The 24,544-nt window shown below is 75.0% G+C and carries 20 protein-coding genes and 2 pseudogenes; 12 read left to right on the forward strand and 10 right to left on the reverse strand.

Going from position 1 to position 24,544, the window contains the following annotated elements; genetic code table 11:
* Positions 1 to 103 precede the first annotated feature (103 nt).
* A complete protein-coding gene (locus ACFV6D_RS23140; RefSeq protein ID WP_063350496.1) occupies positions 104 to 922 on the reverse strand; it encodes a hypothetical protein in 819 nt (272 codons plus the stop codon).
* A 107-nt stretch (positions 923 to 1,029) separates the two neighbouring features.
* Here ACFV6D_RS23140 and ACFV6D_RS23145 point away from each other — a divergent pair, with 107 nt between their 5' ends.
* A complete protein-coding gene (locus ACFV6D_RS23145) occupies positions 1,030 to 1,530 on the forward strand; it encodes an inorganic diphosphatase (RefSeq protein ID WP_363374548.1) in 501 nt (166 codons plus the stop codon).
* A gap of 51 nt (positions 1,531 to 1,581) precedes the next feature.
* Here the strand turns inward: ACFV6D_RS23145 and ACFV6D_RS23150 are convergent, their stop codons facing one another.
* Positions 1,582 to 2,841, reverse strand: coding sequence for a pyroglutamyl peptidase (locus tag ACFV6D_RS23150; RefSeq protein ID WP_380560992.1), 1,260 nt, complete (start codon positions 2,839 to 2,841; stop codon positions 1,582 to 1,584).
* Between the two features lie 208 nt (positions 2,842 to 3,049).
* Between ACFV6D_RS23150 and ACFV6D_RS23155 the strand changes: the two are divergent.
* Positions 3,050 to 3,601: pseudogene (locus ACFV6D_RS23155) on the forward strand (TerD family protein); the annotation flags it as partial.
* Between the two features lie 558 nt (positions 3,602 to 4,159).
* Here ACFV6D_RS23155 and ACFV6D_RS23160 read toward each other — a convergent pair.
* Positions 4,160 to 4,837 (reverse strand): annotated as a pseudogene (locus ACFV6D_RS23160) (TetR/AcrR family transcriptional regulator); the annotation flags it as partial.
* Positions 4,838 to 4,972: 135 nt separating this feature from the next.
* Here ACFV6D_RS23160 and ACFV6D_RS23165 point away from each other — a divergent pair.
* Complete coding sequence (locus ACFV6D_RS23165; protein ID WP_380560998.1) at positions 4,973 to 6,010, forward strand: aldo/keto reductase; 1,038 nt, start codon at positions 4,973 to 4,975, stop codon at positions 6,008 to 6,010.
* A gap of 50 nt (positions 6,011 to 6,060) precedes the next feature.
* The gene (locus ACFV6D_RS23170) at positions 6,061 to 6,627 is read left to right on the forward strand and encodes a GNAT family N-acetyltransferase (protein WP_380560993.1); all 567 of its coding nucleotides are present in this window, start codon (positions 6,061 to 6,063) and stop codon (positions 6,625 to 6,627) included.
* Here the strand turns inward: ACFV6D_RS23170 and ACFV6D_RS23175 are convergent.
* Complete coding sequence (locus ACFV6D_RS23175; protein WP_380560994.1) at positions 6,624 to 8,690, reverse strand: MDR family MFS transporter; 2,067 nt, start codon at positions 8,688 to 8,690, stop codon at positions 6,624 to 6,626. The two genes, ACFV6D_RS23170 and ACFV6D_RS23175, sit on opposite strands and share 4 nt — an antisense overlap.
* A gap of 230 nt (positions 8,691 to 8,920) precedes the next feature.
* On the opposite strand from ACFV6D_RS23175, the gene ACFV6D_RS23180 reads away from it, so the two are divergent.
* Positions 8,921 to 10,390, forward strand: a complete 1,470-nt coding sequence (locus ACFV6D_RS23180; protein WP_380560995.1) for an MFS transporter — start codon at positions 8,921 to 8,923, stop codon at positions 10,388 to 10,390.
* Positions 10,391 to 10,423: 33 nt separating this feature from the next.
* On the opposite strand, the gene ACFV6D_RS23185 is transcribed toward ACFV6D_RS23180, so the two are convergent.
* Positions 10,424 to 11,275: an ABC transporter permease gene (locus tag ACFV6D_RS23185; RefSeq protein WP_380489485.1), complete on the reverse strand. Its 852-nt coding sequence runs from the start codon at positions 11,273 to 11,275 to the stop codon at positions 10,424 to 10,426.
* Complete coding sequence (locus ACFV6D_RS23190) at positions 11,272 to 12,183, reverse strand: ABC transporter ATP-binding protein (RefSeq protein ID WP_380344944.1); 912 nt, start codon at positions 12,181 to 12,183, stop codon at positions 11,272 to 11,274. The genes ACFV6D_RS23185 and ACFV6D_RS23190 overlap by 4 nt, the downstream gene beginning before the upstream one ends.
* 132 nt (positions 12,184 to 12,315) lie before the next feature.
* Here ACFV6D_RS23190 and ACFV6D_RS23195 point away from each other — a divergent pair, with 132 nt between their 5' ends.
* Together ACFV6D_RS23195 and ACFV6D_RS23200 are read left to right on the forward strand one after the other, a co-directional pair.
* Positions 12,316 to 13,512, forward strand: coding sequence for a sensor histidine kinase (locus ACFV6D_RS23195; protein ID WP_380560996.1), 1,197 nt, complete (start codon positions 12,316 to 12,318; stop codon positions 13,510 to 13,512).
* Positions 13,509 to 14,219, forward strand: a complete 711-nt coding sequence (locus ACFV6D_RS23200) for a response regulator (RefSeq protein ID WP_380489477.1) — start codon at positions 13,509 to 13,511, stop codon at positions 14,217 to 14,219. The genes ACFV6D_RS23195 and ACFV6D_RS23200 overlap by 4 nt, the downstream gene beginning before the upstream one ends.
* A gap of 11 nt (positions 14,220 to 14,230) precedes the next feature.
* On the opposite strand, the gene ACFV6D_RS23205 is transcribed toward ACFV6D_RS23200, so the two are convergent.
* The 4 genes from ACFV6D_RS23205 to ACFV6D_RS23220 form a co-directional block, all read right to left on the reverse strand.
* Positions 14,231 to 15,070: an SAM-dependent methyltransferase gene (locus ACFV6D_RS23205; RefSeq protein WP_063350508.1), complete on the reverse strand. Its 840-nt coding sequence runs from the start codon at positions 15,068 to 15,070 to the stop codon at positions 14,231 to 14,233.
* Between the two features lie 129 nt (positions 15,071 to 15,199).
* The gene (locus ACFV6D_RS23210) at positions 15,200 to 15,961 is read right to left on the reverse strand and encodes a hypothetical protein (RefSeq protein ID WP_380425960.1); all 762 of its coding nucleotides are present in this window, start codon (positions 15,959 to 15,961) and stop codon (positions 15,200 to 15,202) included.
* A 119-nt stretch (positions 15,962 to 16,080) separates the two neighbouring features.
* A complete protein-coding gene (locus ACFV6D_RS23215; protein WP_380425962.1) occupies positions 16,081 to 17,094 on the reverse strand; it encodes a DUF1648 domain-containing protein in 1,014 nt (337 codons plus the stop codon).
* Positions 17,091 to 17,438, reverse strand: a complete 348-nt coding sequence (locus tag ACFV6D_RS23220) for a GntR family transcriptional regulator (protein ID WP_063350510.1) — start codon at positions 17,436 to 17,438, stop codon at positions 17,091 to 17,093. Before ACFV6D_RS23220 ends, ACFV6D_RS23215 begins: the two co-directional genes overlap by 4 nt.
* A 137-nt stretch (positions 17,439 to 17,575) precedes the next feature.
* On the opposite strand from ACFV6D_RS23220, the gene ACFV6D_RS23225 reads away from it, so the two are divergent.
* The 5 genes from ACFV6D_RS23225 (at position 17,576) to ACFV6D_RS23245 (ending at position 24,429) form a co-directional block, all read left to right on the forward strand.
* On the forward strand, positions 17,576 to 20,005 hold the full coding sequence (locus ACFV6D_RS23225; protein ID WP_380560997.1) for a DUF4118 domain-containing protein: 2,430 nt from the start codon (positions 17,576 to 17,578) through the stop codon (positions 20,003 to 20,005).
* Between the two features lie 337 nt (positions 20,006 to 20,342).
* The gene (locus tag ACFV6D_RS23230; protein WP_380425968.1) at positions 20,343 to 20,897 is read left to right on the forward strand and encodes a universal stress protein; all 555 of its coding nucleotides are present in this window, start codon (positions 20,343 to 20,345) and stop codon (positions 20,895 to 20,897) included.
* 3 nt (positions 20,898 to 20,900) lie between these two features.
* A complete protein-coding gene (locus tag ACFV6D_RS23235) occupies positions 20,901 to 21,317 on the forward strand; it encodes a hypothetical protein (protein WP_380370092.1) in 417 nt (138 codons plus the stop codon).
* A gap of 357 nt (positions 21,318 to 21,674) precedes the next feature.
* On the forward strand, positions 21,675 to 23,246 hold the full coding sequence (locus tag ACFV6D_RS23240) for an APC family permease (protein ID WP_380430893.1): 1,572 nt from the start codon (positions 21,675 to 21,677) through the stop codon (positions 23,244 to 23,246).
* Positions 23,247 to 23,352: 106 nt separating this feature from the next.
* Complete coding sequence (locus ACFV6D_RS23245) at positions 23,353 to 24,429, forward strand: Clp protease N-terminal domain-containing protein (protein WP_380430896.1); 1,077 nt, start codon at positions 23,353 to 23,355, stop codon at positions 24,427 to 24,429.
* The last annotated feature ends 115 nt before the right edge of the window (positions 24,430 to 24,544 follow it).

Consider the following 24,544-nt stretch of genomic DNA (forward strand, 5'->3'; position numbering starts at 1 on the left):
CTACCGCCGCCGGAGCGGCCGCGCGCCCGGTGCTGCTCCGTGGGAGCGGTCGCGGAGAGTGGCCGCCGAGGAACGCCGGGGGCCCGGGGGCCAGCCCGGCGCGCTAGTTCGGCGACTCCAGCCCGAGGGTCCAGCGGTGGGTGGTGTAGCCGCCCATCCGGGTCGGGTGGCGCTCCACGAGCGTCACGGCCAGGCCGTCGGCCGTGCGGCGCAGCGTGCCGGTGAACCGGTGCAGGTCGTCGCCGGACAGCGGGAGCAACTCGGCGAGCACGGTGGCGTCGAGGTCGCGCCCGACGGCGCGCAGCACCCCCGCGTCCAGTACCAGGACGGTGCCGTCGGCCAGCACCACCGGCGCGGGGGCCTGCGGGTCGGCGAGCAGCGGGCCGCTCTCGATCCCCCCGCCGGGCAGCAGCCGCACCACCCGGCTCCCGGTCGGCCGGCGGCGGTCGGTCTCGACGACGCGCAGGCCGTCGCCGACCACGTAGTGGCCGTAGCTGCGCCAGGAGTCGACCAGGGTGGCGTCCCGGTCGTAGGCCCAGGTGTCGAAGGTGCCGTAGCCCTCCAGGCCGAGCACGAAGCGGCCGTCGCCCAGGGCCGTGCCGCGCTCGCCGCGCAGTTCGGCGACCAGGGCGCCGTCGTCGAGGTCCAGCAGCAGGGCCGGGCCGAGGTGTCCCCAGGCGGTGTACTCGAAGGAGTCGGTGGTGACCAGCGCCCGGCCGCCGGAGAGGTGGGCCGCGTTCGGGCGCCCCGCACAGGGGCGGCGCCAGCGGACCAGGCCTTCGGCGTCGACACAGCTGATCTCGCCGTTCCGGCCGTACAGCGCCAGGTCGCCGCGGCGGGCCAGCGGCCCCTCCGGGCGCCCCTGGGGCCGCCCGCCGCTGCGCCGGTGGTGGTTCTGGACGGTGACACGCCAACTCCCCATGATCCGGATGCTAACGGACCCCGCCGGGCCGCGGAGGGCGTTTGCGGAGGGTGCCCGGACGGCCGGGACGGCGGACAATCTCCCCAGGCGCAGAGGAGGAGGCCGCGGTGGAGTTCGAGGTGTTGATCGAGACCCCGCAGGGGTCGCGGAACAAGTACGTGATGGACTTCGCGGCGGGCCGGATCCGCCTCGACCGCACCCTGTTCACCGCCACCCGCTACCCCGTGGACTACGGCTACGTCGAGGGCACCCTCGGCGGCGACGCGGAGCCGCTGGACGCGCTGGTTCTCGGCGGCGAGCCGGCCGTGCCGGGGTGCGTGATCACCTGCCGGGCGGTCGGCATGTGGGTGATGCGGGACGAACGCGGGCCGGACCAGAAGGTGCTGTGCGTCCCCGCCCACGACCCGCGCTACGGCGACCTGCGGGACATCGGCGACCTGCGCGAGTTCGACCTGCTGGAGATCACCCACTTCTTCCAGGTCTACAAGGACCTGGAGCGCGGCAAGTCGGTCGAGGGCTCGCACTGGGCGGACCGGGAGGCCGCGTACGCGCAGATCGCCGAGTCCCGGGCGCGCGCGGCGGGGACGCGCTTCGCCCGGCCGGTGTAGCCGGCCCCGCCGCGCGGGCCCGGGGCTCGGAACCGGGCGTGGCGCCGGGGCTCAGAACCGGGCGTGGCGCAGGATCTCGCGAACCTGGTCGGCGATGGCGGCCTCGTTCTGCTCGAACTCCGGGGCGGTGAGGCGGTCCTGTTGGGCGGGCAGGCCGGTGAGGACGGGGGTGTGCAGGTGGCCGCCGGGGAGGTCGGGGGCGAGGTCGAGGCGCAGGCGGTTGGAGCGGTAGGCGACCTCGTTGGAGAGGTATCCGCCGCCGCCACCGGCGACGGCTCGGGAGCCGGGGGTGGGGCCGTCCGCGCGGTCGACGGGGTCGACGCCGCCCTCGGGGATCTCGGTGACGGTGGTGTTGAGGCGGACGGGGTAGGGCTGCTGGACGGCCGTCATGGCGTCGGTGGGCAGGGTGGTGCGGATGAACTCCGGGCCGTCGTCCAGGCCCGGGGCGGTGACCGGGTGCTGCCGGGTGCCGCCGGAGAGCGTGCCGGTGTTGTCGGTGGCGGGATCGGCGGAGCGGGCCCGCCCGGCCCAGGCCTCCAGGGTGAACAGGCCAGGGTAGCCCTGGCTGATGCTGGTGATCAGGTCGGCGGCCTGCGGGCCGGGGGAGAGGTGCGGGCCGAAGGCGCGCTCGACGACGCCGTCGTCGAAGTCGCCGTAGCGGACCGGCAGCAGGACGGCCCGGACTTCGGCCGGGCTGCCGTCGGCGAGGGTGATCCGCCGCCCGTGCAGTTGCAGGACGGCGGCGCCGGAGGGGTTGGCGCGGCGCGGCTCGGTGTCGAGGCCGTACGGGTCGAAGCCGCTGACGAAGATCCGCCGGATGCCGGGGGCGGCGGTGAAGCCGTCGTCGAGGCCTCGGGAGGCGTCCTCGAAGCGGGCCCGCAGATCGGCCGGGTCGACGTCGAACCCGGGTTGCCAGCGGGCCAGTTGGACGGTCATGGCGAGCCTGGTCCAGTACAGCGGGCGGTCGTCGCGGGCGGGGAGTTCGCCGCTGGGCCGCCGGCCCTGGGCCCGGTCCACCCCGGCCTGCCAGAGTGCCCGGCCCCAGGCGCCCGCCACCCGCTCCGCCTGCCGGGCGTTCCGGGCGGTGCACAGGGCGGCGGGGAAGCCCCGGAGCAGGTCGCGCAGGCCGGAGCGTTCGGTGAAGGCGGTCGTCCGCTGGTCCTGGAGCCGGGCCTGTTCGGTGTCCACCGGGGCGGTGGCGACGACCGGGCAGGCCGCCGGGCCGGCCTGGGCGGCGGCCGGGGTGAGCAGGGCGGCGAGCGTGCCGCTGAGGGCGGCGGCCAGGGTGGCGGCGCGACGAAGGCGTGTCATGTTCCCTGACAATAGGTCGGGAGCCGACACCCCGCCAGGGCGCCCAGCTCGCGCGCCCCGGCCGGCATGACCGCGCCACGGGCCCGTGGCCTGCTGGAACGTCCCGTCCAGCACTGACGGGAAGTCGGGAACCGGCGCGAGCTCTACAGCGTTGTCGTGGTCGAACAGTGGAAACAGCGGTCATTCGAACGGTGGCGGAGGAAGTGTCATGAGTGTGGCCCTGACGAAGGGCGGCAACGTCTCCCTGGGCAAGCAGGCCCCCGGGCTGCGGGTCGTACGGGTCGGCCTCGGCTGGACGGTCGGCGCCGGGTACGACCTGGACGCCAGCGCCCTGCTCTGCGACGCCTCCGGGAAGGTCGTCTCGGACCAGCACTTCGTCTTCTTCAACAACCTGCAGAGCCCGGACGGTTCGGTCCGCCACCAGGGCGGCGCCGGTGGCGGCGACGACCAGGAGCAGATCGACGTCCGGCTCGCGGACGTCCCGGCCGGGGTGGAGAAGATCGTCTTCGCGGTCGCGGTCTACGACGCGGTGCAGCGGCGCCAGAGCTTCGGCCAGGTCCGCGGCGCGTACATCCGGCTCACCGACCCGGACGGCGGCGCCGAGGCGGCCCGCTACGACGTGGCGGCCGAGGCGGGCAGCGAGACGGCGATGGTGTTCGGCGAGCTCTACCGGCACGGCGCGGACTGGAAGTTCCGGGCCGTCGGGCAGGGGTACGCGTCGGGGCTCGCGGGTATCGCCGCCGACTTCGGGGTGGACGTCCTGCAACCGGCGCCCGCCGCGCCCGTGCCGGCTCCGGCGGTGCCCGCCGCGCCGGCCATGGCGCCCGCCGTGCCCGCCGTGGCGCCCGCCGTGCCCGCCGTGGCGCCCGCTGTCCCGATGACCCAGCCAGGACCAGGGAGTTCCCCCGTGACGTGTTTCTTCGACCCCTCGCACGGCCTCGGCTCGACGGCGGTGCTGTGGTCGCCGCAGTGGGGCGTGCCGCGCCAGATCGAGACCTGCGCCGCCTGCGCCCAGCGGGTGCAGACCACCGTGCCGCCGTTCTACACCCCGCAGCAGGGCTACCCGCAGCCGGTCCAGCAGGGCTATCCGCAGCCGGTCCAGGGCCAGCCCGCTCAGGGCCAGCCGGGCCAGGGCGGACGCCGCTTCGGCACCGGCGCGCTGATCGGCGCGGGCGCGGCCGGCCTGGTCGGCGGCGCGCTGCTCAACGAGGCGTTCAGCGACGACACTCCCGAGGTGGTCGTGAACAACTACTACGAGGGCGACGACGACAGCTTCTTCTAGGCCGTTCCCCAGGGTGCCCCTGGACCGCCAGCCCTCCCGCCGGTACGCCCCCGCCCGGGCGGCCGCCTCGGCGGCGGCCGCGGCGCGGTCGGCGGCGGCCTCGTCGAGCGGCTGGGCGGTGGTGAGCATCCGGTAGTAGAGCGGCGCGGAGACGGCCCGGACCACCTCGAACGCGTCGGTGTCCGGCGGGAGTTCGCCGCGTTCGACGGCCTCGGTGACGCACGGCGCCCACTCCTCGACCCGGCGCAGGTAGAAGTGCCGCAGCGCCTCGGCGGTGCCCGGGTCGCAGGTGGCGGCCACGATCACCGCGCGGAACAGCGCCCCCTGCCGGGGGTCGGCCAGCGTGCGCTGGACCAGCCGGGCGTTGGCCCGCAGGTCCTCGGCGAGGGAGCCGCTGCGGGTGCGCGGCAGTGACTGCTCGGCCATGTCCGCGAGCAGGTCGGCGACCAGCGCGCTGGTGGTGCCCCAGCGCCGGTAGACGGTGGTCCGGCCGACCTCGGCCCGCTGGGCGACGTCGCCGAGGTCGAGCCCGCTGAAGCCGTGCTCGACCAGGGCGTCCTCGGCGGCCCGCAGGACGGCGGCGCGGACCCGGGCGGTGCGGCCGCCGGGGCGCCGCGTCCCGGGCGTGGGGGTCTCCGGGGCGTCCGGGGCGTCCGGGGCGTCCGGGGTCTCTGGAACGTCCGGGGCGTCCGGCGCGGAGGGCTCGGCAGTCATTAACGGGATTCCTGTTCCATTAGGTCGATGCGCCCTGCTAGGGTCGAACCATCCTAACGGAATGGGAGTCCCGTTAAGGGCTCTGAGGGGAGAACTGCCATGGAAACCAGCACGACAACCAGCACGACAACCGCCATGGAATACCGCCGACTCGGCTCGTCCGGCCTCAAGGTCCCCGCGCTCAGCCTCGGCACCGGCACCTTCGGCGGCCGTGGACCGCTGTTCGGCGCCTGGGGCACCACCGACGTCCAGGAGGCCCGCCGCCTGCTCGACATCGCCATCGACGCCGGAGTCACCCTCTTCGACACCGCCGACGTCTACTCCGACGGCGCCTCCGAAGAGGTCCTCGGCCAGGCCATCCGCGGCCGCCGCGACCAGGTGCTCGTCTCCACCAAGGCCGGCCTGCCGACCGGCGACGGCCCGCAGGACGCCGGCACCTCCCGGGCCCGCCTCACCAGGGCCGTGGACGACGCGCTGCGCCGCCTCGACACCGACTACCTCGACCTCTTCCAGCTGCACGCCTACGACGCCGGCACCCCGATCGAGGAGGTGCTGGCCACCCTCGACGACCTCGTCCGGGCCGGCAAGATCCGCTACACCGGCGTCTCCAACTTCTCCGGCTGGCAGCTGATGAAGTCCCTCGCCGTCGCCGAGCGCTACGGCCGCCCCCGCTACGCCGCCCACCAGGTCTACTACTCGCTGGTCGGCCGCGACTACGAGTGGGAGCTGATGCCGCTCGCCCAGGAGGAGGGCGTCGGCGCCCTGGTGTGGAGCCCGCTCGGCTGGGGCCGCCTCACCGGCCGGATCCGGCGCGGCCGGCCGCTCCCGGCCGACAGCCGGCTGCACGACACCGCCGACTACGGCCCGCCGGTCGAGGGCGAACTGCTGTACCGGGTGGTCGACGCGCTCGACGGGATCGCCGCCGAGACCGGCCGCACCGTCCCGCAGATCGCCATCAACTGGCTGCTGCGCCGCCCGACCGTGTCCTCGGTCATCATCGGCGCCCGCAACGAGGAGCAGCTGCGGCAGAACCTCGGCGCGGTCGGCTGGTCGCTGACCGACGAGCAGGTCGCCCGGCTGGACGCGGCCAGCGCCCGCACCGCGCCGTACCCATACTTCCCCTACCGCCGGCAGGAGGCCTTCGCCCGCCTCAACCCGCCGCTCGTGGGCTGAACCGGGTAATCCGCTTGCCGTGCCGCCCGGCCTGCGGCAAGGTCCGCACCATGTCCGAACTGCACGAACCCGAACCGCACGAGCCCGACCTGCACGAACCGGAACCGCGCGAACCGGAACCGCGCGAACCCGAGCTGCGTCGGCTCGGCTCCGACGACTGGGCGCTCTGGCGCGAGCTGCGCCTGGCCGCGCTGACCGAGGCGCCGTACGCCTTCGGCTCCACCCTGGCGGACTGGCAGGGCGCCGGCGACCACGAGGCCCGCTGGCGCTCCCGCCTGGAGATCCCCGGCGCCCTCGACCTGGTCGCGGTGCTGGACGGCCGCCCGGTCGCGATGGCCAGTGGCGTCCCGGCCGAGGAGGGCGGGGCGGCCGCCGAGCTGATCTCCCTGTGGGTCGGCTCGGCGGCGCGCGGCCGGGGCGTGGGGGACCGGCTGATCGGCGCGATCGCCCGCTGGGCCGCCGAGCAGGGGTTCACCACCCTCAAGCTGGCGGTGAACCCCGACAATGGCGCGGCCATCGCCCTCTACCGCCGCAACGGCTTCGCCGAGACCGAAGAGCCCGGCGGCCTGATGGCCGACGGCGTCCGGCGCGAACTGATCCTGGCGAGGAAGCCCTAGGTTCGCGCCGCGGCCTTCGAACGGGCGTGGGCCGGAAGGCCGTTGGCGAGGTCCTCGACCATCAGGCGCCAGGCGATGGCGGTCGCCGCGGTGCGCAGCTGGGGGCTGCGCGGGCGGCCGGCGTCGGCGTCCAGTCGGGCGTTGAGCCAGTCCGACCAGGCCTGGGCGAGGACGTGAACCTCCTGGGAGCCGGCGTCGGTGGGGGAGAGCCGGTCGCTGTCGCGGGTGAGGTAGCCCTCGGCGGCCATCCGGTCGAAGACCGGCTCCAGGACCTCGGGCGGGATCCGCTTGCGGGCGGCGATGAGGTCCAGGGAGGCCTGGCCGACGGCCTTGGTGTGGCCGGCGACCTCCATCAGCGCCCAGGCCCCGGCCAGGTCGACCCGGGTGTCGGCGTCGTCGACGATCGAGCGGACGGTGTCGAGGTCGACGCCGCGCACGAGCTTGCCGACGGCGTACTCCAGGTGCGGGTCGGAGTCGCTGGTGGTCGGCTGGGCGAAGCCCTCGCCCATGTCGGTGGAGCCGGCCCGGGCGGTGTCCCGCAGCTGCACCTGCTTGAGGAAGAGCGCGACCACGAACCCGACCAGGGCGACCGGCACCGTCCACAGGAACACGGTGTGCAGGGCGTCGGAGTAGGCCTGGATGATCGGGGCCGCCTGCGCGGCGGGCAGCCGGTGCAGGCCCTGCGGGCTCTCGGCGGCCCGGGTGAGCAGTGCCGGGTCCGCGCCGGTGAGGTGGGCCGAGGAGGCCACGCCCCGGGCGAGTTCGGTCTTGAGGCTGTTGGCGTAGATGGTGCCGAACACGGCGGTGCCGAAGGAGCTGCCGATGGTGCGGAAGAAGGTCACCCCGGAGGTGGCGGTGCCGAGGTCCGCGTAGTCGACGGTGTTCTGCACGGCGATGGTGAGCACCTGCATGCTCAGCCCGATGCCGACGCCGAGCACGAACATGTAGAGGGAGGCGAGCGCGGTGCCCGTGCCGGGTTCGAGCCGGGAGAGCAGGTAGAGGCCGACGGCCATCACCAGGGTGCCGACGATCGGGAACACCCGGTACCGGCCGGTCTTGCTGACGGCGTTGCCGCTGGCGATCGAGGCGAGCAGCAGCCCGATCACCATCGGCAGCGTCCGCACGCCGGAGACGGTCGCCGAGTCGCCGTCGACGTACTGCAAGAAGGTCGGCAGGAAGGTCAGCGCGCCGAGCATCGCGAAGCCGACGATGAAGCTGAGTACCGAGCAGACCGCGAACACCGGGTTCCGGAACAGCCGCATCGGCAGCATCGGTTCGACGGCCCTGCTCTCCACCCAGCAGAACAGCCCGAGGGCGGCGGCGCCGCCGGCGAACAGGGCGATGATCACTCCGGAGCCCCAGGCGTACTCGTTGCCGCCCCAACTGGTCGCCAGGATCAGGGCGCTGGCGCCGATCGCGACGAGTGCGATCCCCAGGTAGTCGATCACCGGGCGCACCGCCGAGCGCACCGAGGGGATGGTCCGGGCGGCCGCGATCACCACCAGGATCGCGATCGGCACGTTGACGTAGAACGCCCAGCGCCAGGACAGGTGGTCGGTGAACAGCCCGCCCAGCAGTGGCCCGATGACCGTCGCCACGCCGAACACCGCGCCGATCGCGCCCTGGTACTTGCCGCGCTCGCGCAGCGGGATGACGTCCGCGATCAGTGCCATGGCCGTCACCATCAGGCCGCCCGCGCCGATGCCCTGGAGCGCCCGCCAGGCGATCAGCAGCGTCATGTTGGTCGCCAGGCCGCAGAGGAACGAGCCGGTGATGAAGACGACCGCCGAGACCTGGAAGAGCAGCTTGCGCCCGTACAGGTCGCCGAACTTGCCGGCCAGCACGGTGGCCACCGTCTCGGCCAGCAGGTAGGCCGTCACCACCCACGACATGTGGGCGGCCCCGCCGAGGTCCGCGACGATGGTGGGCAGCGCGGTGCCGACGATGGTCTGGTCGAGCGCGGCCAGCAGCATGCCGAGCACGATGGTGCCGAAGACGACGTTGCGCTGCCGGACGTCCAGCACCGGCGGGGCGGTCGGCGGGGTTTCGGTGGCGGCGTTCATGTCCTCAGCCTCCGGGGCGCCGGGGGAGGCCGCGATCGGGTTCGGCCGTCCGGGTGAGCGGCGGCGCGGGCGGCGCAGCCCGGCTGGCGGCTCCGGGGCCGCGCCGTCCACGATGGCCGTTCGGAGGGGGGCCGCGCGCGGCGGGCGGGCAGCCGGACCGGGAAGACCGGTCGACGGCCGGTCGCCGGACGCGAAGCCAGACGACCGCCGGACGCCCGGAAGGTGCTCCCATGACGGCCCAACCCCCGTGCAGCCCCCCGGAACAGCGGCCCGGCGCCTCCGCCGCGAGCCGGCGGGCCGAGGCGCGGCGCTGGCGGGCGCTGACGGTCTGCCTGGTCGCGGGGTTCATGACGCTGCTGGACGTCAGCATCGTCAACGTCGCCCTGCCGACCGTGCGGGCCGGGCTGCACATGTCCGACAGCGGCCTGCAGTGGGTGCTCAGCGGCTACGCGCTCGCCTTCGGCCTGGTGCTGGTCCCGTCCGGGCGGCTCGGCGACGCCCGCAGCCGCCGGGCCGTCTTCCTCACCGGGCTCGCCCTGTTCACCGCGGCCAGCGCGCTGGCCGGGGCGGCGCAGAACCAGGAGTGGCTGGTGCTGGCCCGGCTGTTCCAGGGCGCGGCCGGCGGGGTGCTGGTGCCGCAGGTCTCCGGCTTCATCCAGGTCCTGTTCCAGGGCGCCGAGCGCGGCCGGGCCTTCGGCGCGCTCGGCGCCACCATCGGTCTGTCCACCGCCGTCGGCCCGCTGCTGGGCGGCCTGCTGATCCACCTGTTCGGCCCGCAGAACGGCTGGCGCTGGGTGTTCCTGGTCAACCTGCCGATCGGCGTGGCCGCCCTGCCCATCGCCTACCGGCTGCTCCCGCCGCCCCCGCCGGCGGCCTCGCGGGCCGGGCACCGGGACTTCGACCCGGTCGGGGTGCTGCTGCTCGGCGCCGGGACGGTCGCGCTGCTGCTGCCGTTCGTCCAGGCGCAGCAGTGGCACGGCTCGACGCGCTGGTTGCTGCTGCCGCTGGCGGCGGTGCTGCTGGGGGCCTTCGTGGGCTGGGAGCGGTACTACGCGCGGGGCCGGGAGCCGCTGGTGAGCATGGCGCTGTTCGCGGTGCGCCCGTACGCGGCGGGGGTGGCGCTGTCGCTGGTGTACTTCGCCGGGTTCACCGCGATCTTCTTCATCTTCACGCTCTACCTCCAAGCGGGCCTGCACTACTCGGCGCTGACGGCGGGCCTGGCGATCACGCCGTTCGCGCTGGGCTCGGGCGTGTCCGCGGCGATCGGCGGACGGCTGGTGCACCGGCTGGGCCGCCGGTTGGTGCTGCTCGGCCTGGTGCTGGTCCTGGCCGGCCTGCTGGCCTCGGCCCTGGCGGTGCAGCTGTGGACGGGGTCGGCGATCGGCTGGGCGACGGTGCTGCCGCTGCTGGTCGCCGGGGTGGGCAGCGGGCTGGTGATCGCGCCGAACCAGACCCTGACCCTCCAGCAGGTGCCGATCGCCCGGGCGGGCAGCGCCGGCGGCGTCATGCAGACCGCCCAGCGGGTCGGCTCGGCGGTCGGCATCGCCATCGTCGGCTCGGTCTTCTTCGCCCACGCCCAGGGCCCGCGCCCGGACTGGGCGCTGGCCTTCCAACTGGGCGTGACGGTCGCGGCGGGCCTGGTCCTGGCGGCGCTGCTGGTGGCTCTGGCGGATGTGGCGGCAGGCCGCCGCGACGGGTGAGCAGCGTTTCCGGCGCCGCCGCCGGACGGCGGGTCAGTGGTCGCGGCGCTGGACGGCGACCGCGGCGACCACCACCGAGGCGAGCGCCCAGAGCGCGAACGTGGCCCAGGATCCGGCGACGGTGGCCGGGTGCGCGGAGGGCAGCGAGTGGGTCAGGTCGACCTGGGCCAGCCGGCGCCAGGCCTGGAGCGGCATGGCGTGCAGGAGGTCGGCCGACCAGCGGTAGCGCTCGTTGAAGAACGCCGGCAGGAAGAACAGCACCAGGACGGTGCCCACGACGGCTCCGGCGGTGTGCCGGATCAGCGCGCCGAGGGCGAAGCCGGCGAGGGCGCAGACCGGGGCGAACAGGGCGGCGGCCGCGACGAAGCGCAGCGCGGTCGGGTCGGTGACGGACACGCCGATGTGGGTGTCGGCGAGGACCGCCTGGCAGGCGCCGAAGGAGACGCCCGCGGTGACGGCGCCGTAGCCGAGCATGACCGCGGTCAGTACGCAGGCCTTGGCGGCGATCACGGCCCGGCGGTCCGGGACGGCCACCAGCGTGGTGCGGATCAGCCCGCTCGCGTACTCGCCGACCAGGACGAGCGCGCCGACGCTGCCCGCGACGATCATCACGACGTCGGCGGCGATCATGGTGAAGGAGTCGCCGAGCGCGACCTGCAGCATGGTCGCCGGATCGCCGTCGCCGACGGTGTAGTGGTCGTAGGTGTACCGGGCCGCCTTGAGGTTGGCGGCGATGATGAACAGGGCGCTCAGGCCCAGCACCCAGACGGTCGAACGCAGGGACCAGAACTTGATCCACTCGGCGGCGAGCAGGTCGCCGAAGCGGGCGCGTGGCCGGGGGAGGGGCCGGGGAAGGGGGCGGGGGGTGGTGGTCGCGGTGCTCATCGGGGCTCTCCGGCCAGGTAGTCGACGCTGTCGGCGGTCAGTTCCATGAACGCCTCCTCCAGGGAGGCGGTGCGGGTGGTCAGGGCGTGCAGCAACAGGCGCTGCTCCAGGGCGAGTTCGCCGATCCGGGTGGCGTCCAGGCCGGTCACGGCGAGCGCGCCGTCCGGGCCCGGGCGGACGGTGGCGCCCGCCGCGGTCAACACGGCCGCCAGCCGGTCGGGTTCGGCCGCCCGGACGGTGACGCCGGTGCGGCCGGCCCGGGCGGAGAACTCCGCCAGGCTCTCGTCGGCGATCAGCCGGCCCCGGCCGATCACCACCAGGCGGTCGGCGGTGTGCTCCATCTCGGCCATCAGGTGGCTGGAGACGAAGACCGTCCGCCCTTCGGCTGCGAGGCGGCGGAACAGGCCGCGCACCCACAGCACGCCCTCCGGGTCGAGGCCGTTGAGCGGCTCGTCGAAGAGGAGGACGGGCGGGTCGCCGAGCAGCGCGCCGGCGATGCCCAGGCGCTGCTTCATCCCCAGCGAGTAACCGCGGATCCGGCGCCCGGCGGCCTTGGTGAGCCCGACCTCGTGCAGCACCTCCTCGACCCGCGCGGCCGGGATCGCGTTGGCGCGGGCCAGCGCCCGCAGTTGGGCCGCGCCGCTGCGCCCGCCGTGGACGTCGCCCGCGTCGAGCAGGGCGCCGACGTCGCGCAGGCCGCGCGGCCGAGACCGGAACGGGCGGCCGTCGACGGTGGCGGTGCCGCCGGTCGGGTCGTTGAGGCCGAGGATCAGCCGCAGGGTGGTGGACTTGCCCGCGCCGTTGGGGCCCAGGAAGCCGGTCACATGGCCGGGCCGGACGGTGAAGGTGAGGCGTTCGACGGCGGTGGTGCGGCCGTAGCGCTTGGTCAGCTCGGTGACTTCGATCATGGGCTCAACGGTGCCGGGCGGGGCCGGGCCGCCGCATCGGACCGGCGCTGACACCGCGCGCCCCGGCTGTCACCCCCGGTCGTACAACCACGGTCCGATGACGGTGCCTCGGGCCGCCGATACGATCTTCGTATGCTTGCGACGCCCTCTCCGCCCCTGTTCCGGCGCGTTCCGCCCGAGGTCTGGGTCGGACTCGCCTGGTGCGTGGCCGCCGCCTACCCCGCCGTCCTGCTCGGCGGCAACGCCCGGTACCACGGCGGGGCCGCCGCCCACGGCGGCCTGTCCTTCACCCTGGCCACCACGGTGGTGGCCTTCGCCGGCGCCGCGCTGGTGCGCCGGCTCCCGGTGCTCGCGGTCGCCCTGCTGTTCGTCGCCGCCTTCACGGAGACCGACGGCTGGGCCGCCGACACCCAGGTGCCGCCGGCCTCCCTGCTGGCCGTGGACGTCGCGCTCTGCCTGATCACCGCCACCCGGCCGCGCCGCAGCTCGCGGGCCGCGTTCGCGCTGGTGATGAGCCTGCTCGTGCTGCACATCGGCCTGGTGCACGGCAACACCGTCGGCATCTTCACCGGCACCCACATCGGCTCCGCCGACGGCGCCGCGCTGCTCGCCCTGGTCGCCTGGCTGATCGGCCGCTCGATGCGGCAGAACCGCGAGCACGCCCAGGCGTTGAGCACCCGGGCGGCCACCGAGGCCGTCACCGCCGAACGGCTGCGGATCGCCCGCGAGATGCACGACACCGTCGCCCACACCATCGGCATCGTCGCCCTCCAGGCCGGCGCCGCCCGCCGGGTCATCGACACCCGCCCCGAACGGGCCAAGCAGGCGCTCGGCGAGATCGAGAACGCCGGCCGGGACACCCTGGCCGGGCTGCGCCGGATGCTCGTCGCGCTGCGCCAGGCCGACGGCGAGACGTCGGCGACCACCCCTCAAGGTCTGGCCGACCTCGACCGGCTGGCCGCCGCGACCACGGCCGCCGGCGTCCGGGTCGCGGTCCGGCGGCGGGGTGAACAGGGCCCGCTGCCACCGGAGATCGACCTCTCGGCGTTCCGCGTCATCCAGGAGTCCGTCACCAACGTGGTGCGGCACGCGGACACCCGCTCCTGCGAGGTCCTGGTCGACCGCCGCACGGCGGGCGAGGTGGCCGTGGAGATCACCGACCGGGGCACGGGCACCGGTACCGGCCGGGGCCGGGGCACCGGCTTCGGCCTGGCCGGGCTGCGCGAGCGGGTCGGCCTGCTGGACGGCGAGTTCGAGGCCGGTCCGCGCCCCGAGGGCGGCTTCCGGGTCGCCGTCCGACTGCCGATCCCCGTGGAGGTGAATGCATGACCCGCGTCCTGCTGGTCGACGACCAGCCGCTGGTCCGGGCCGCACTGGAGATGGTCATCACCGAGACCGCCGACGTCGAGGTGGTCGGCGAGGCCGGCACCGGCGCCGAGGCCGTCCGGCTGGCCGGTGAACTGCGGCCCGACGTCGTCGTGATGGACCTGCGGATGCCCGGTATGGACGGCATCGAGGCGACCCGCCTGATCACCGGCGGCGGTGGGCCGACCAGGGTCGTCGTGCTCACCACCTTCGACGACGACGACCACGTGTACGCGGCGCTGCGCGCCGGGGCGTCCGGCTTCCTGGTCAAGGACATGGCGCTGGACGACATCCTCGCCGCCGTCCGGGTGGTGGCCGCCGGGGACGCCCTGATCGCACCGAGCGTCACCCGCCGGCTGATCTCCTCCTTCGCGGACCAGCGGCCGGGCCCGGGCCCGGCGGCCGCCGCGTCACCGGCCGCTGCACCGGTGCCGGCCCCCGGGCCGACAGCGGCCGCCCGGCGGCTGGGCGCGATCACCGACCGGGAGCGGGAGATCCTCACCCTGGTCGGCCGGGGCCTGTCCAACACCGAGATCGCCGCCGAACTGGTCCTCAGCATCGCCACGGTGAAGACCTACATGACCCGGCTGCTGGCCAAGCTCGACGCCCGCGACCGGGTCCACCTCGTCATCCTGGCCTACGAGGCGGGCCTGGTCGCCGTCCCCGGCTGACGTCGGCAGGCTCAGCGCTTGATCGCCACGCCCGCGTACATCGCGATGTCCTGGTCGCGGATCGGCGCGGCCCCGGTGTCCGGGCGCCAGTGGTGGACCAGGGTGACGCCGGGGTCGAGGAGGTCGTAGCCGTCGAAGAAGGCCGCGGTCTCCTTCTGGTCGCGGATCTGCAGGGGGATGCCGCGCGCGTTGTACTCCCGGCCGACGCCGCCCACGCCCACCGGGTCGGTGTCCCCGGTGAACACGGTCAGGGCGAGGAAGCTGCCGGGTGCCAGGGCGTCCATGAAGCGGCGCACGATGCCCTGCGGGTCGTCCTCGTCGAGTACGAAGTGGACGATGGCGATCAGCGACAGCGCCACCGGCTGGGAGAAGTCGAGGACCTCGCGCAGCCGGGGGTTCTGGATGATCGACTCCGGGTCGCGGAAGTCGGCGTCCACGTAACAGGTGCGGCCCTGCGACGTGCTGGACATCAGGGCCCGCGCGTGGGTGAGCACGATCGGGTCGTTGTCGACGTAGGCGACCCGCGCGTCCGGGGCGATCGACTGGGCGATCTCGTGAACGTTGGGCGAGGTGGGGATGCCGGTGCCGATGTCCAGGAACTGCCGGACGCCGTACTCCTCGGTGAGGTGGCGGACGGCGCGCTGCATGAAGTCGCGGGTGGTGCGCATGGAGATCGGCAGCGACGGCCAGGCCTGCACCGAGGCGTGCGCGGCGACGCGGTCCGCCTCGAAGTTGGTCTTGCCGCCGATGAGGTAGTCGTAGACCCGCGCCGAGTGCGGTACGTCCATCCGCAGATCCACCGACGGGTACTCCTCCTGCGGACCGCGCCCTGCCCGGACCTCGTTCGACATGCTCGTCCTCCCGTTGCTGGGGTTCCGTCACCGGCCGCCCTGGTGGCGGGCCTTGGTGCGCATGGTAACGGTGTTCCGGGACGACAAGATGACCATCTCTTGGGGTTAAGGCCCCCTTAAGGGCGCATCCTAGGCCTGGGCCGCCGGGCTGCCGGTGGCGGGGGAGCCGCTCTGCCCCGGGAGGAGCGGGTGGTGTCCGTACGATCGACCGGCGGCGGCCAGTTCGAGCGCGGCGCCGGTCCAGGCGGCACCGAACGCCCAGGTCGAGAACCACTCGCACAGGTACAGCGGCCGGACGGCCCAGTCCGTGCCGACGCCGGCCACCCCGGCGACGACGGCGAGCAGCAGGAGCACCAGGATCAGCACCCCGGCCGCCAGGTAGGCCCGGCTGACCCAGGACGGCTGGGTGGAGCGCGGGTTGCGGAAGGAGTAGACGCAGAACATCGCCAGCACGAAGAGCAGCAGTCCGGCGAAGGCGTAGTGCAGCAGGCCGACCGCGCTCTGGAACGAGGTCGCGCCCCGCGGCGCGGTCGGGCACAGGGCGACCCCGAGCGCGAACACGCCGGCGGCGGTGCTCCAGCGGTCGTCCCGGCGGTCGAAGCGGTAGCAGATCAGGAACACCCCGAGCGCGCACAGGCCGCCCACGAAGAGGTTCCGGGTGCTGGTGTAGTACGAGCCGCTCATCGAGGCCGGCCAGAATCCCGCCGTGCTCTGGCCCCTGAGCTCGGCGAACAGCCAGTTCCCCAGGGGGAGTGCGAGCGGCAGCAGGATGCCGATCAGTCCGACGCCGAGTCGTAGGAAGGTGATGGTCCGTTCGTCCTGGTTGGTGCCTCCCCGGGCGACGACCGCGTCGCGCTCCGGGTCTTCCGCCGTCCGCCGTTCGTGGGTCACGGACGCCTCCTTGCCCTCTGCACTATGAGCAGCTGTCAGCTGGTGTACCCACGGTGCGGCCCCTGTCCACACCACCTGAACGGGCGGTTTGAAGACGGACCCCAGCGGCGTGACGGGGGTCAGCCGGTGGGGCTGGCGGACCTGGCGATGAGGGAGTTGAGCAGGGCCGCGCCGCGCTCGGCGTCGTCGACGCTCACGGCGAACTCGCGCCCGCGCCGGGTGCGGACCACCAGGCAGACGCCGCGGCGCAGCATCACGGTGGTGCCGAGGCTGTTGACGCGGTAGCCCCAGCCGCCGGCCTGGGCGGGGGTGCGCAGCTCGGCGCGGGCCGAGTCGAGGTCGGCGGGGGACCAGCGCCGGCTGGGCCAGCCGAACGGGCCGAAGTCGACGGACAGGCCGTCGGCGGTCACCCGGGTCGTGACCGAGGAGCAGCCGAGCGTGATGACGGAGGTGGAGGCGAACGGCACGATCAGCGACCAGTTGAGCGCGATCAGCCCGCTGGCCGGCGCCAGCACGGCGCCCAGGGCGCCCAGGGCGAGGACGGCCGAGGCCAGTTGCAGCCACGTGTTGGCGGCTCGGGAGAGCCAGACCAGGTGCTCGCCCGGCACGGCCGTCAGCGTCGGCGCCCCGGCCGCCGGTCGCCCGCCGGTCGGGGAGTCGACGCGCGGGCGGACGGCCAGCCAGGTCAGCAGGCCGGCCAGGCCCGCCGCCACGACCAGGACGACCACCTCGAAGCCCATCGGCGCGGCCTCCTGCCAGCGCGCGCGGTCCAGGTTGGCGTGCACGATGGAGGTCTGCGCCCCCGTCAGGAGTACTCCGCCGGCCGCCAGCGCCGGCCCGATGGCACCGCGCGCCGTCCCGGCCCGGAACCGGAGGGTGGCCGCGGCGGCCAGCACCAGCACCAGCCAGACCGCCGCCGGGAACAGCGCGGCCGCCGTCAGTGACATGGAGCCGTCCGGGTCCTGCCCGCCCCAGTGGGTGGCGAGCGGGTCCGGCAGCCGGTGGCGCGCGGCCCACGGCAGCGCGATCAGCAGGGCCAGGACGCCCGCCGACCAGGCCACCGCGCCCCAGAACGCGCCGCGCCCCGCCCCGGGCTCCCGGCGCTCCTTCGCTATGAGCTTCCCGTCCGTCACGACATCCCCCTGATCATGTCCACGAGATCGTTCCTGCTGTAGCCGGCCCGGGCCGCATCGGCGACCAACTGTCGTACCCGCTCGGCCAGTTCGGAGCGCGTGTCGGCGTCCTCGGCGACCGTGACGCCACGGCCCCGGCGGAACTCCAGCACGCCCTCGTCGCGCAGCGTGCGCAGCCCGCGCAGGACGGTGTTGGTGTTCACCCCCAGCGCCCGGGAGAGCTCCCGGGCCGGTGGCAACCTGTCCCCGGGGGCGCACTCGCCCTCGGCGACGGCCCGCCTGATCGCGCCTGCCACCTGCTCGTGCAGGGGGCGGGCGTCGCCGGTGTCCAGCTTCAGCAACATGGTGCTAATGACGATAGCACCATCCAGATCTCTCGTCGGCCGCCTCGCGCGCCCCGCCACCTCGCCGGAGCGCCCGCCCCCTCGCGCACCCCGGCGCCCCGGCGGAGCATGGACACCGAGGAGGTGGCGGCACGGCGGTGAGCGGACGACTGCGGGTGTTCCTGGGGGCTGCGCCGGGGGTCGGCAAGACGTACGCCATGCTCGCCGAGGGCCGCCGACTGCGCGACGACGAAGACCTCGACGTCGTCGTCGGACTGGTCGAGACCTACGGCCGCCGGGGCACCGAACACCAGCTCGGGGACCTGCCCGTACTGCCCCGCCGCACCGTCGGCCACCGCGGCACCACCCTCACCGAGCTCGACGTCGATGCCCTGCTCGCCCGCCGCCCGCAGCTCGCGCTCGTCGACGAACTCGCCCACACCAACGCCCCCGGCGGCCGCCACCCCAAACGCTGGCAGGACGTCCGGGAACTCCTCGACGCCGGCGTCGACGTGGCCACCACCGTCAACATCCAGCACCTGGAGAGCCTCAACGACGTCGTCGAACAGATCACCGGCGTCGCCCAGCGCGAGCGGATCCCCGACGAGGTGGTCCGCGCCGCCGACCGGATCGAACTCGTCGACCTCAGCCCGCAGGCCCTGCGCACCCGGATGGCCCAGGGCGCGATCTACCCGCCCGACCGGATCGACGTCGCCCTGGACCACTACTTCCGGGCCGGCAACCTCGGCGCCCTGCGCGAACTCGCCCTGCTCTGGCTGGCCGACCGGGTCGAGGAGGAACTCGCCGACTACCGCGCCCGGCACGGCATCCGGGCGCCCTGGGAGACCAAGGAACGCATCGTCGTCGCCCTCAACGGGGCCCCGCAGGGCGAGCACCTGATCCGCCGCGGCGCCCGCACCGCCACCCGGGTGCACGGCGACCTGATCGGCGTGCACGTCCGGCCCGACGACGGCGCCACCGTCCACGAGCCGCCCGCCCTCGCCGGCCAGCGCGCCCTGCTGCACGAACTCCACGGCGGCTACATCGAGGTCGACGGCACCGACGCCGCCCGCGCCCTGGTGGACTTCGCCCACGCCGAGAGCGCCACCCAGATCCTGCTCGGGCCGACCAGCCGCAGCCGCCTGCGCGAACTGGTCTCCGGCTCGGTGATCAACCGCGTCATCCGGCTGGCCGGCCCGATCGACGTCCGGGTCGTCCCCCCGCCCCAACCCGGCCTGCTGGCCGTCCCGCCCGCACCCCGGCGCCGCCGCCCGGCCGCCGTCCCGCCGCGCCGCCGGCGCCTGGCCTGGCTGGCCGGCCCGGCCGCAACGGCCGCCCTGGCCTGGGCGCTCTCCCCGCTGCGCGACTCGCTGGCCCTCCCCGGCGCCCTGCTCTGCCTGCTGCTGGTCGTCGCCGCCACCGCCCGGCTCGGCGGCCTGCTGCCCGCCGCCGCCAGCACCGCCGCCGGGGCGCTCGCCGCCGACTACTTCTTCACCGCGCCCTGGCACAGCCTCGCCGTCACCCGCGGCGCCGACCTCGCCGCGCTGCTGCTCTTCCTCGCCGTCGCCGGGATCATCGCCCACCTCATCGACGGCCTCACCCGCCGCTCCCAGCAGGCCGACCGGGCCCGCGCCGAAGCGGCGGTGCTGGCCCGGCTGGCCGGCGCGGCGGTCGAATCCGGCGCCCGCGCAGTGCCCGACCTGATCGCCGACCTGCGCCAGGTGCTCGGCCTGGAGGGCGCCGTCGTCCTGGTCCGCACCGGCCGGTTCTGGCGCCCCACCGCCGCCTCCGGCACCGCCCTCCCGCAGCGCCCCGAAGAGGCCTCGCTCGCCGTCGACCTCGGCCCGGACGCCGTCCTGGCCCTGCGCGGACCGGCGCTCACCGAGCAGGACACCCGACTGCTCGGCCCCTACGTCACCCAGCTGCGACTGGCCCGGGAACGCGAACGGCTGGCCGCCCAGGCCGCCGCCGCCGAGACCCTCGCCCACACCGACGCCCTGCACACCGCACTGCTGGAGGCCGTCGGACAGGACCTGCGCGCCCCGCTCGCCGCGCTGCGCCGCGAGGCCGCCGACCTGCCGGGGCCGCCGGGGCGGCGGATCGCCGCCGAGGTACGGCGGATGGAACGTCTGGTCGCCGACCTGCTGGACCTCGACCGGCTGCGGGCCGGCGAGCAACCGGTGCTGCTGCGCCCCACGGCGCTGGCCCCGGTGCTCGCCGCCGCGCTGGCCGCCCTGCCCGCCCTGCCCGCCTCGCCCGCCGAGCAGAGCGGCGAGCAGCGCGATGAGCAGCGCGACGTGCGCCTCGCGCTCCCGGACGGCCTGCCGCCCGTGCTCGCCGACGCCGGGCTGCTGGAACGCGCCCTCGCGGTCGTCCTGGCGGGGGCCGGCACGCCCGCCCTGGTGGACGCGGGCGCGGTGGCCGGGCGGATCCACCTCCGGGTGAGGGCCCCCGGCCCGGCCGCCGACGGCACCGGCCTCACCGTGGCGCGGGGCTTCGTCGAGGCGATGAACGGCGAGCTCACCGTCGAACCGTCCCCCGCCGGCGGCACCGCCTACACCCTCGACCTCGCCCGCGCCCCGGCCTGACGCCACGGCTGATCGCCCTCGATCCGGCATCCGGGCCGTCGCGCCACCGCGCGGCTTCCGGCTCCCGCCGCGCGGCCTCCCATCTCCCGCCTCCCGCCGCGCCGCCTCCCGCCTCCGGCCTTCGCCGAACGGGTGAAACCAGGTGTCGGCGGGAGGCAGGCGGGCGGTCGGCGTATGGAGCGCGTTGGGAAGGCGGCCCGGGGCGTCAGGAAGGCGTCAAGGACGGGCGGCGGGCGGCTGGCGCGGCGGTTGGGTGGAGGACGACACACCAGGTGACGCGCCAGGTGACACACCGGGCGACACGCCGGGTACCGGAACGACGACGCGAGGACGGACCATGCACGGCAACGGGCGGTACCAGGGCAGCGGCACCGGCAGGGTGGTGGTCGGGGTCAGCGGATCGCTCGGCAGCCTCGGCGCCCTGCACCGCGGCGTGGCGGAAGCCCGCAGCCGTGGCGCCGAACTCGTCCCGGTACTCGCCTGGGAGCCGCCCGGCGGCGAACTCGGCTACCGCCGCTCGCCGTGCCCGCCGCTGCTCGCGGCGGTGCGGGAGGCGGCCGAACAGCGGCTGCGGGACGCCCTCGACGCGGCGTTCGGCGGCGCCGACCCCGGCGTGCCGCTGCGCCCGCTGGTGATCAGGGGCGAGACCGGGCCCGCCCTCGTCCAGGCCGCCGACCGGCCGGACGACCTGCTGGTTCTCGGCCAGAGTGGCAGTCTGCTGCGGCGCCGGTTGCGGCGCTCGGTCACGGCGCACTGCGCGCGCGAGGCGGGCTGCCCGGTGCTGACCGTCCCGGTGCCCGAGCTGCTGCACGAGCTGGAGGCGCTGCACCGGCGCACCCGGTGGCACCTGCCGGTCGGCCCGGCGCCCGAACTCGTCGCCGCGAAGGGGTAGGGCGTGCGGATGTACGCGGCCCGGCCGGGCGGGCGGCGCTACCACCCGGTCCTGGAGCGGCTCTCCGCCCCGACCTCGGGCACGGTGGCCCTGCTCGCCGGCGGAGTCCTGGCGATGGGCCTCGGCGGGCTCGGCGAACTGCACTCCGGTGGGCTCGCCTACGTCGCCTACCTCGGCCTGTGCGCGATCCTCGGCGGCTTCTCCCGGCCCCGGGCGGCGCCGCTGATCGGACTGGCGGCCTGGCTGTGCTGCAACGCCTTCGCCGAGCACCGGCACGGCGAACTGGGCTGGGCCGGGCCCTGGCCGGAGGGCTCGCACTTCGCGATGTTCACCGCCACCGCCCTGCTGGTGGCCCTGCCCACCACCCTGCCGCGCCGGACGGTCCGGGTGGCGCGGCTGCGCCTCGACCAACTCGGGTGAAACCCCACAGACGGTCCCTCACCGGCCTTCGGGCCGGCGGGCGGACCACGCCGAGACCAGGGCTCCGGCCGGTACTCCGGAACCCTCGGCAACCGGTGGAAAACAGGTAGGAGGCGCGCGGCGCCGTGGCGGCGGAGCGGTCGCCGTTCGGACAGCGGGCCCGCCGAGCCAGGCGGGCACCGCCGCGACCGCACCACGGCCCGCGCCGCGCGTCGTCCGTCCAGTCCGGAAGCCCGGCAACCCTGCGCCCAGGCCGCCTGCTCGCCGCCCCCGGGCCGCCCGCCGAGGGCGGCGTTACGCTGAGACGACCAGATCGGTCCTCGCGGCCCCCGCTGCGCACTCAAGGGGGTGGGGCCAGTGCCGGCGTCCCCGACCAGCCCCCCGACCGGCGGTCCGAGCGACCGTCCGACGGGTTCCGGTGCGGGCGAGAAGGGCCTGAAGAGCGGCGCCCTGGGCCTGCTGTCCTCGGTGTGCATCGGCCTCGCCTCCACCGCCCCCGCCTACAGCCTGGCCGCGACCCTCGGCATCGTCGTGGTCGGGGTCGGCCTCCAGGCGCCCGTCGTCACCGTCCTGGCGTTCATCCCGATGCTGCTGATCGCCTACGCCTACAAGGAGCTCAACGCCGCCGACCCGGACTGCGGCACCACCTTCACCTGGGCCGCCCGGGCGTTCGGCCCGCGCACCGGCTGGATGGGCGGCTGGGGCATCGTCGTCGCCGACGTCATCGTGATGGCCAACCTGGCGCAGATCGCCGGGGTGTACGGCTTCCGGCTGGTCGGCCTGGACTCGCTCGCGGACAGCCGGGTGTGGACGACCAGCGCCGGGGTGGTGTGGATCGTCCTGATGACGGCCATCTGCTACGTCGGCATCGAGCTGTCCGCCACCCTGCAACGCCGGCTGCTGGCCGTCGAGGTGGTGATGCTGGTCGCCTTCTCGCTCACCGCGCTCGTCAAGGCGTACGGCTCCGCCGCGCCCCCGACGGCCATCCCCGTCGACGCGTCCTGGTTCAACCCGTTCAACGTGCCCTCGACCTCGGCGTTCACCGCCGGCATGCTGGCCGCGGTCTTCATCTACTGGGGCTGGGACACCGCCGTGTCCGTCAACGAGGAGACCGCCGACTCCGCCCGCACCCCCGGCCGCGCGGCCGTCATCTCCACCGTGCTGCTGCTCCTCATCTACGTCCTGGTCGCGACCTCGGCGCAGTCCTTCGCCGGGGTCGGCGCGGACGGCATCGGGCTCGGCAACCCGGCCCACTCGGGGGACGTGCTGTCCGGCCTCGGTGACGCGGTGTTCGGCACCACCGGGATCGGCGCGGTGCTCAGCCGGCTGCTGATCCTGATGGTGCTGACCTCGGCCGCCGCCTCCACCCAGACGACGATCCTGCCCACCGCCCGCACCACCTTCTCGATGGCCACCCACCGGGCCATCCCGACCGGCTTCGCCCGGGTGCACCCGCGCCACCGGACCCCGACCTGGTCGACGGTCGCCATGGGCCTGGCGTCGATCGCCTTCTACGTCCTGCTCACCGCGATCAGCGGCAACGTGCTGGCCGACTCGATCGCCTCGGTCGGCCTCGGCATCGCCTTCTACTACGGCCTGACCGGCTTCGCCTGCGTCTGGTACTACCGCCGGGTCCTCACCCGCAGCGTCCGGGACTTCGTCTTCAAGGGCGTGCTGCCGCTGGCCGGCGGCCTGATGCTGCTGTACTTCTTCGCCTACGGCGCCTTCGACGTCTACGCCGACCCGGACTACGGTGCCACCTCGATCGACCTGCCGGGCATCGGCCGGGTCGGCGGGGTGACGGTGATCGGGCTGGGCGCGCTGCTGCTCGGCGCGGTGCTGATGCTGGTGCAGCGGCTGGTGCAGGGGTCCTGGTTCCGCCACCCGGACGTCCCGGTGAGCGCCGCCGACCCGGCCTCCGCGCCCTGAGTCCAGAACCGGCCGGTTCTGACGTTTCCTTGACGCGCAGTCACGTGTAAAGGGTGAGCAAAGCAGGCATATAGTTCGGGCAAAGCATCGTGGTGGGAGGGGCCGGATGGAGACGACGCTGGAACCGGACTGGCGCACGCTCGGCGTCCTGGGCGCGGCCCGGGGCGCACGCGGCGGGGGTGACGGCCGCCTCGGGACGGAACACCTGCTGGCCGCCGTCGCCGGGGCGAAGGGCCCGGCCGGTGAGGCCCTGTCGGCCGCCGGGGCGACCGCGACCGCCCTGCTCGCCGTCCTGCGCGACCGCCAGGGCGGGGTCGACACGGCACGCTGGGGCTCGGACGACGGGGCCGGTGCGAGCGTGCCGGCCCGCGACGTGCTCGGCCCGACCGGGGAGCGCGGCCTGCTGCTCAGCGGCGCCGCCGCCCGCGCCCTGGCCGGCGCCATGGAGCGGGCCCGGCAGGACGGCGAGCGGAAGTTCAGCGCCGAACACCTGTTGCGCGCCCTGCTCGCCGATCCGCACGCCCGGGCCGCCGAACTGCTGCACGCGGCGGGCGTCGCGCCGGGAGCGGTGCTGGAGCGGCTGGCGGCGCCCGTCGGCCTCGGGGCGCCGGACGGCCCCGGCGCCCCCGACGTGCCGGACGGCCCCGGCGCCCCCGACGATCTGGACGATCTCGACCCGCTGCTGCGCCCCACCCGGGACGCGCTGCTCGGCCGCACGCCGTACCGGCTGCCGCGCTGGAAGCGGCTGCTGGTGCCCGGCTTCGCCAAGATGAACATCGCGGTCGCGCCGATGGCCTGGGTCCGGCTGGAGGTCGACGGGCAGGCGCAGCGCCTCGGTCGCCGTGCGCCCGGCACCGAGCACGTGCTGCTGGCCGTTCTCGCCGTGCACGAAGTGGCTTGCCGGCACCCGCAGTTGGCCGGCGAGGGCGGCGCGGACCCGGCCGAGCGGCACGCGGGCGGGGTGCGGCTGGCCCGGCTCGGCCTGGACTACGCCCGGGCCCACGCCGCGCTCACCGCCGGTCGGGTGCCGCTCGCGGCCGACCCACGAGCGGTCGAGGCCTACCTCTCCGGCGCCACGGACAGGCAGGGAACCGGGCCGCTGGTGGAGACGCTCCTCTCGGAGGAGACCCGGGCCCGGCGGCTGGTCGAGGCCCTGTGCGGAGATCGGCTCGATCGCCCCTGATTACTACTGAACGGCGTTGGGACTAGGGGCTCTCTTTCGGATCACGTCGGATCAGCGCGCGGCGTCGGAGTGCGTGCATCGCAAGGCGGAGGAGGGAGTCCATGCGGAGTATCGG

This window comes from Kitasatospora sp. NPDC059812 (assembly GCF_042732075.1).
In the GTDB taxonomy this organism is placed as follows: Bacteria; Actinomycetota; Actinomycetes; order Streptomycetales; family Streptomycetaceae; genus Kitasatospora.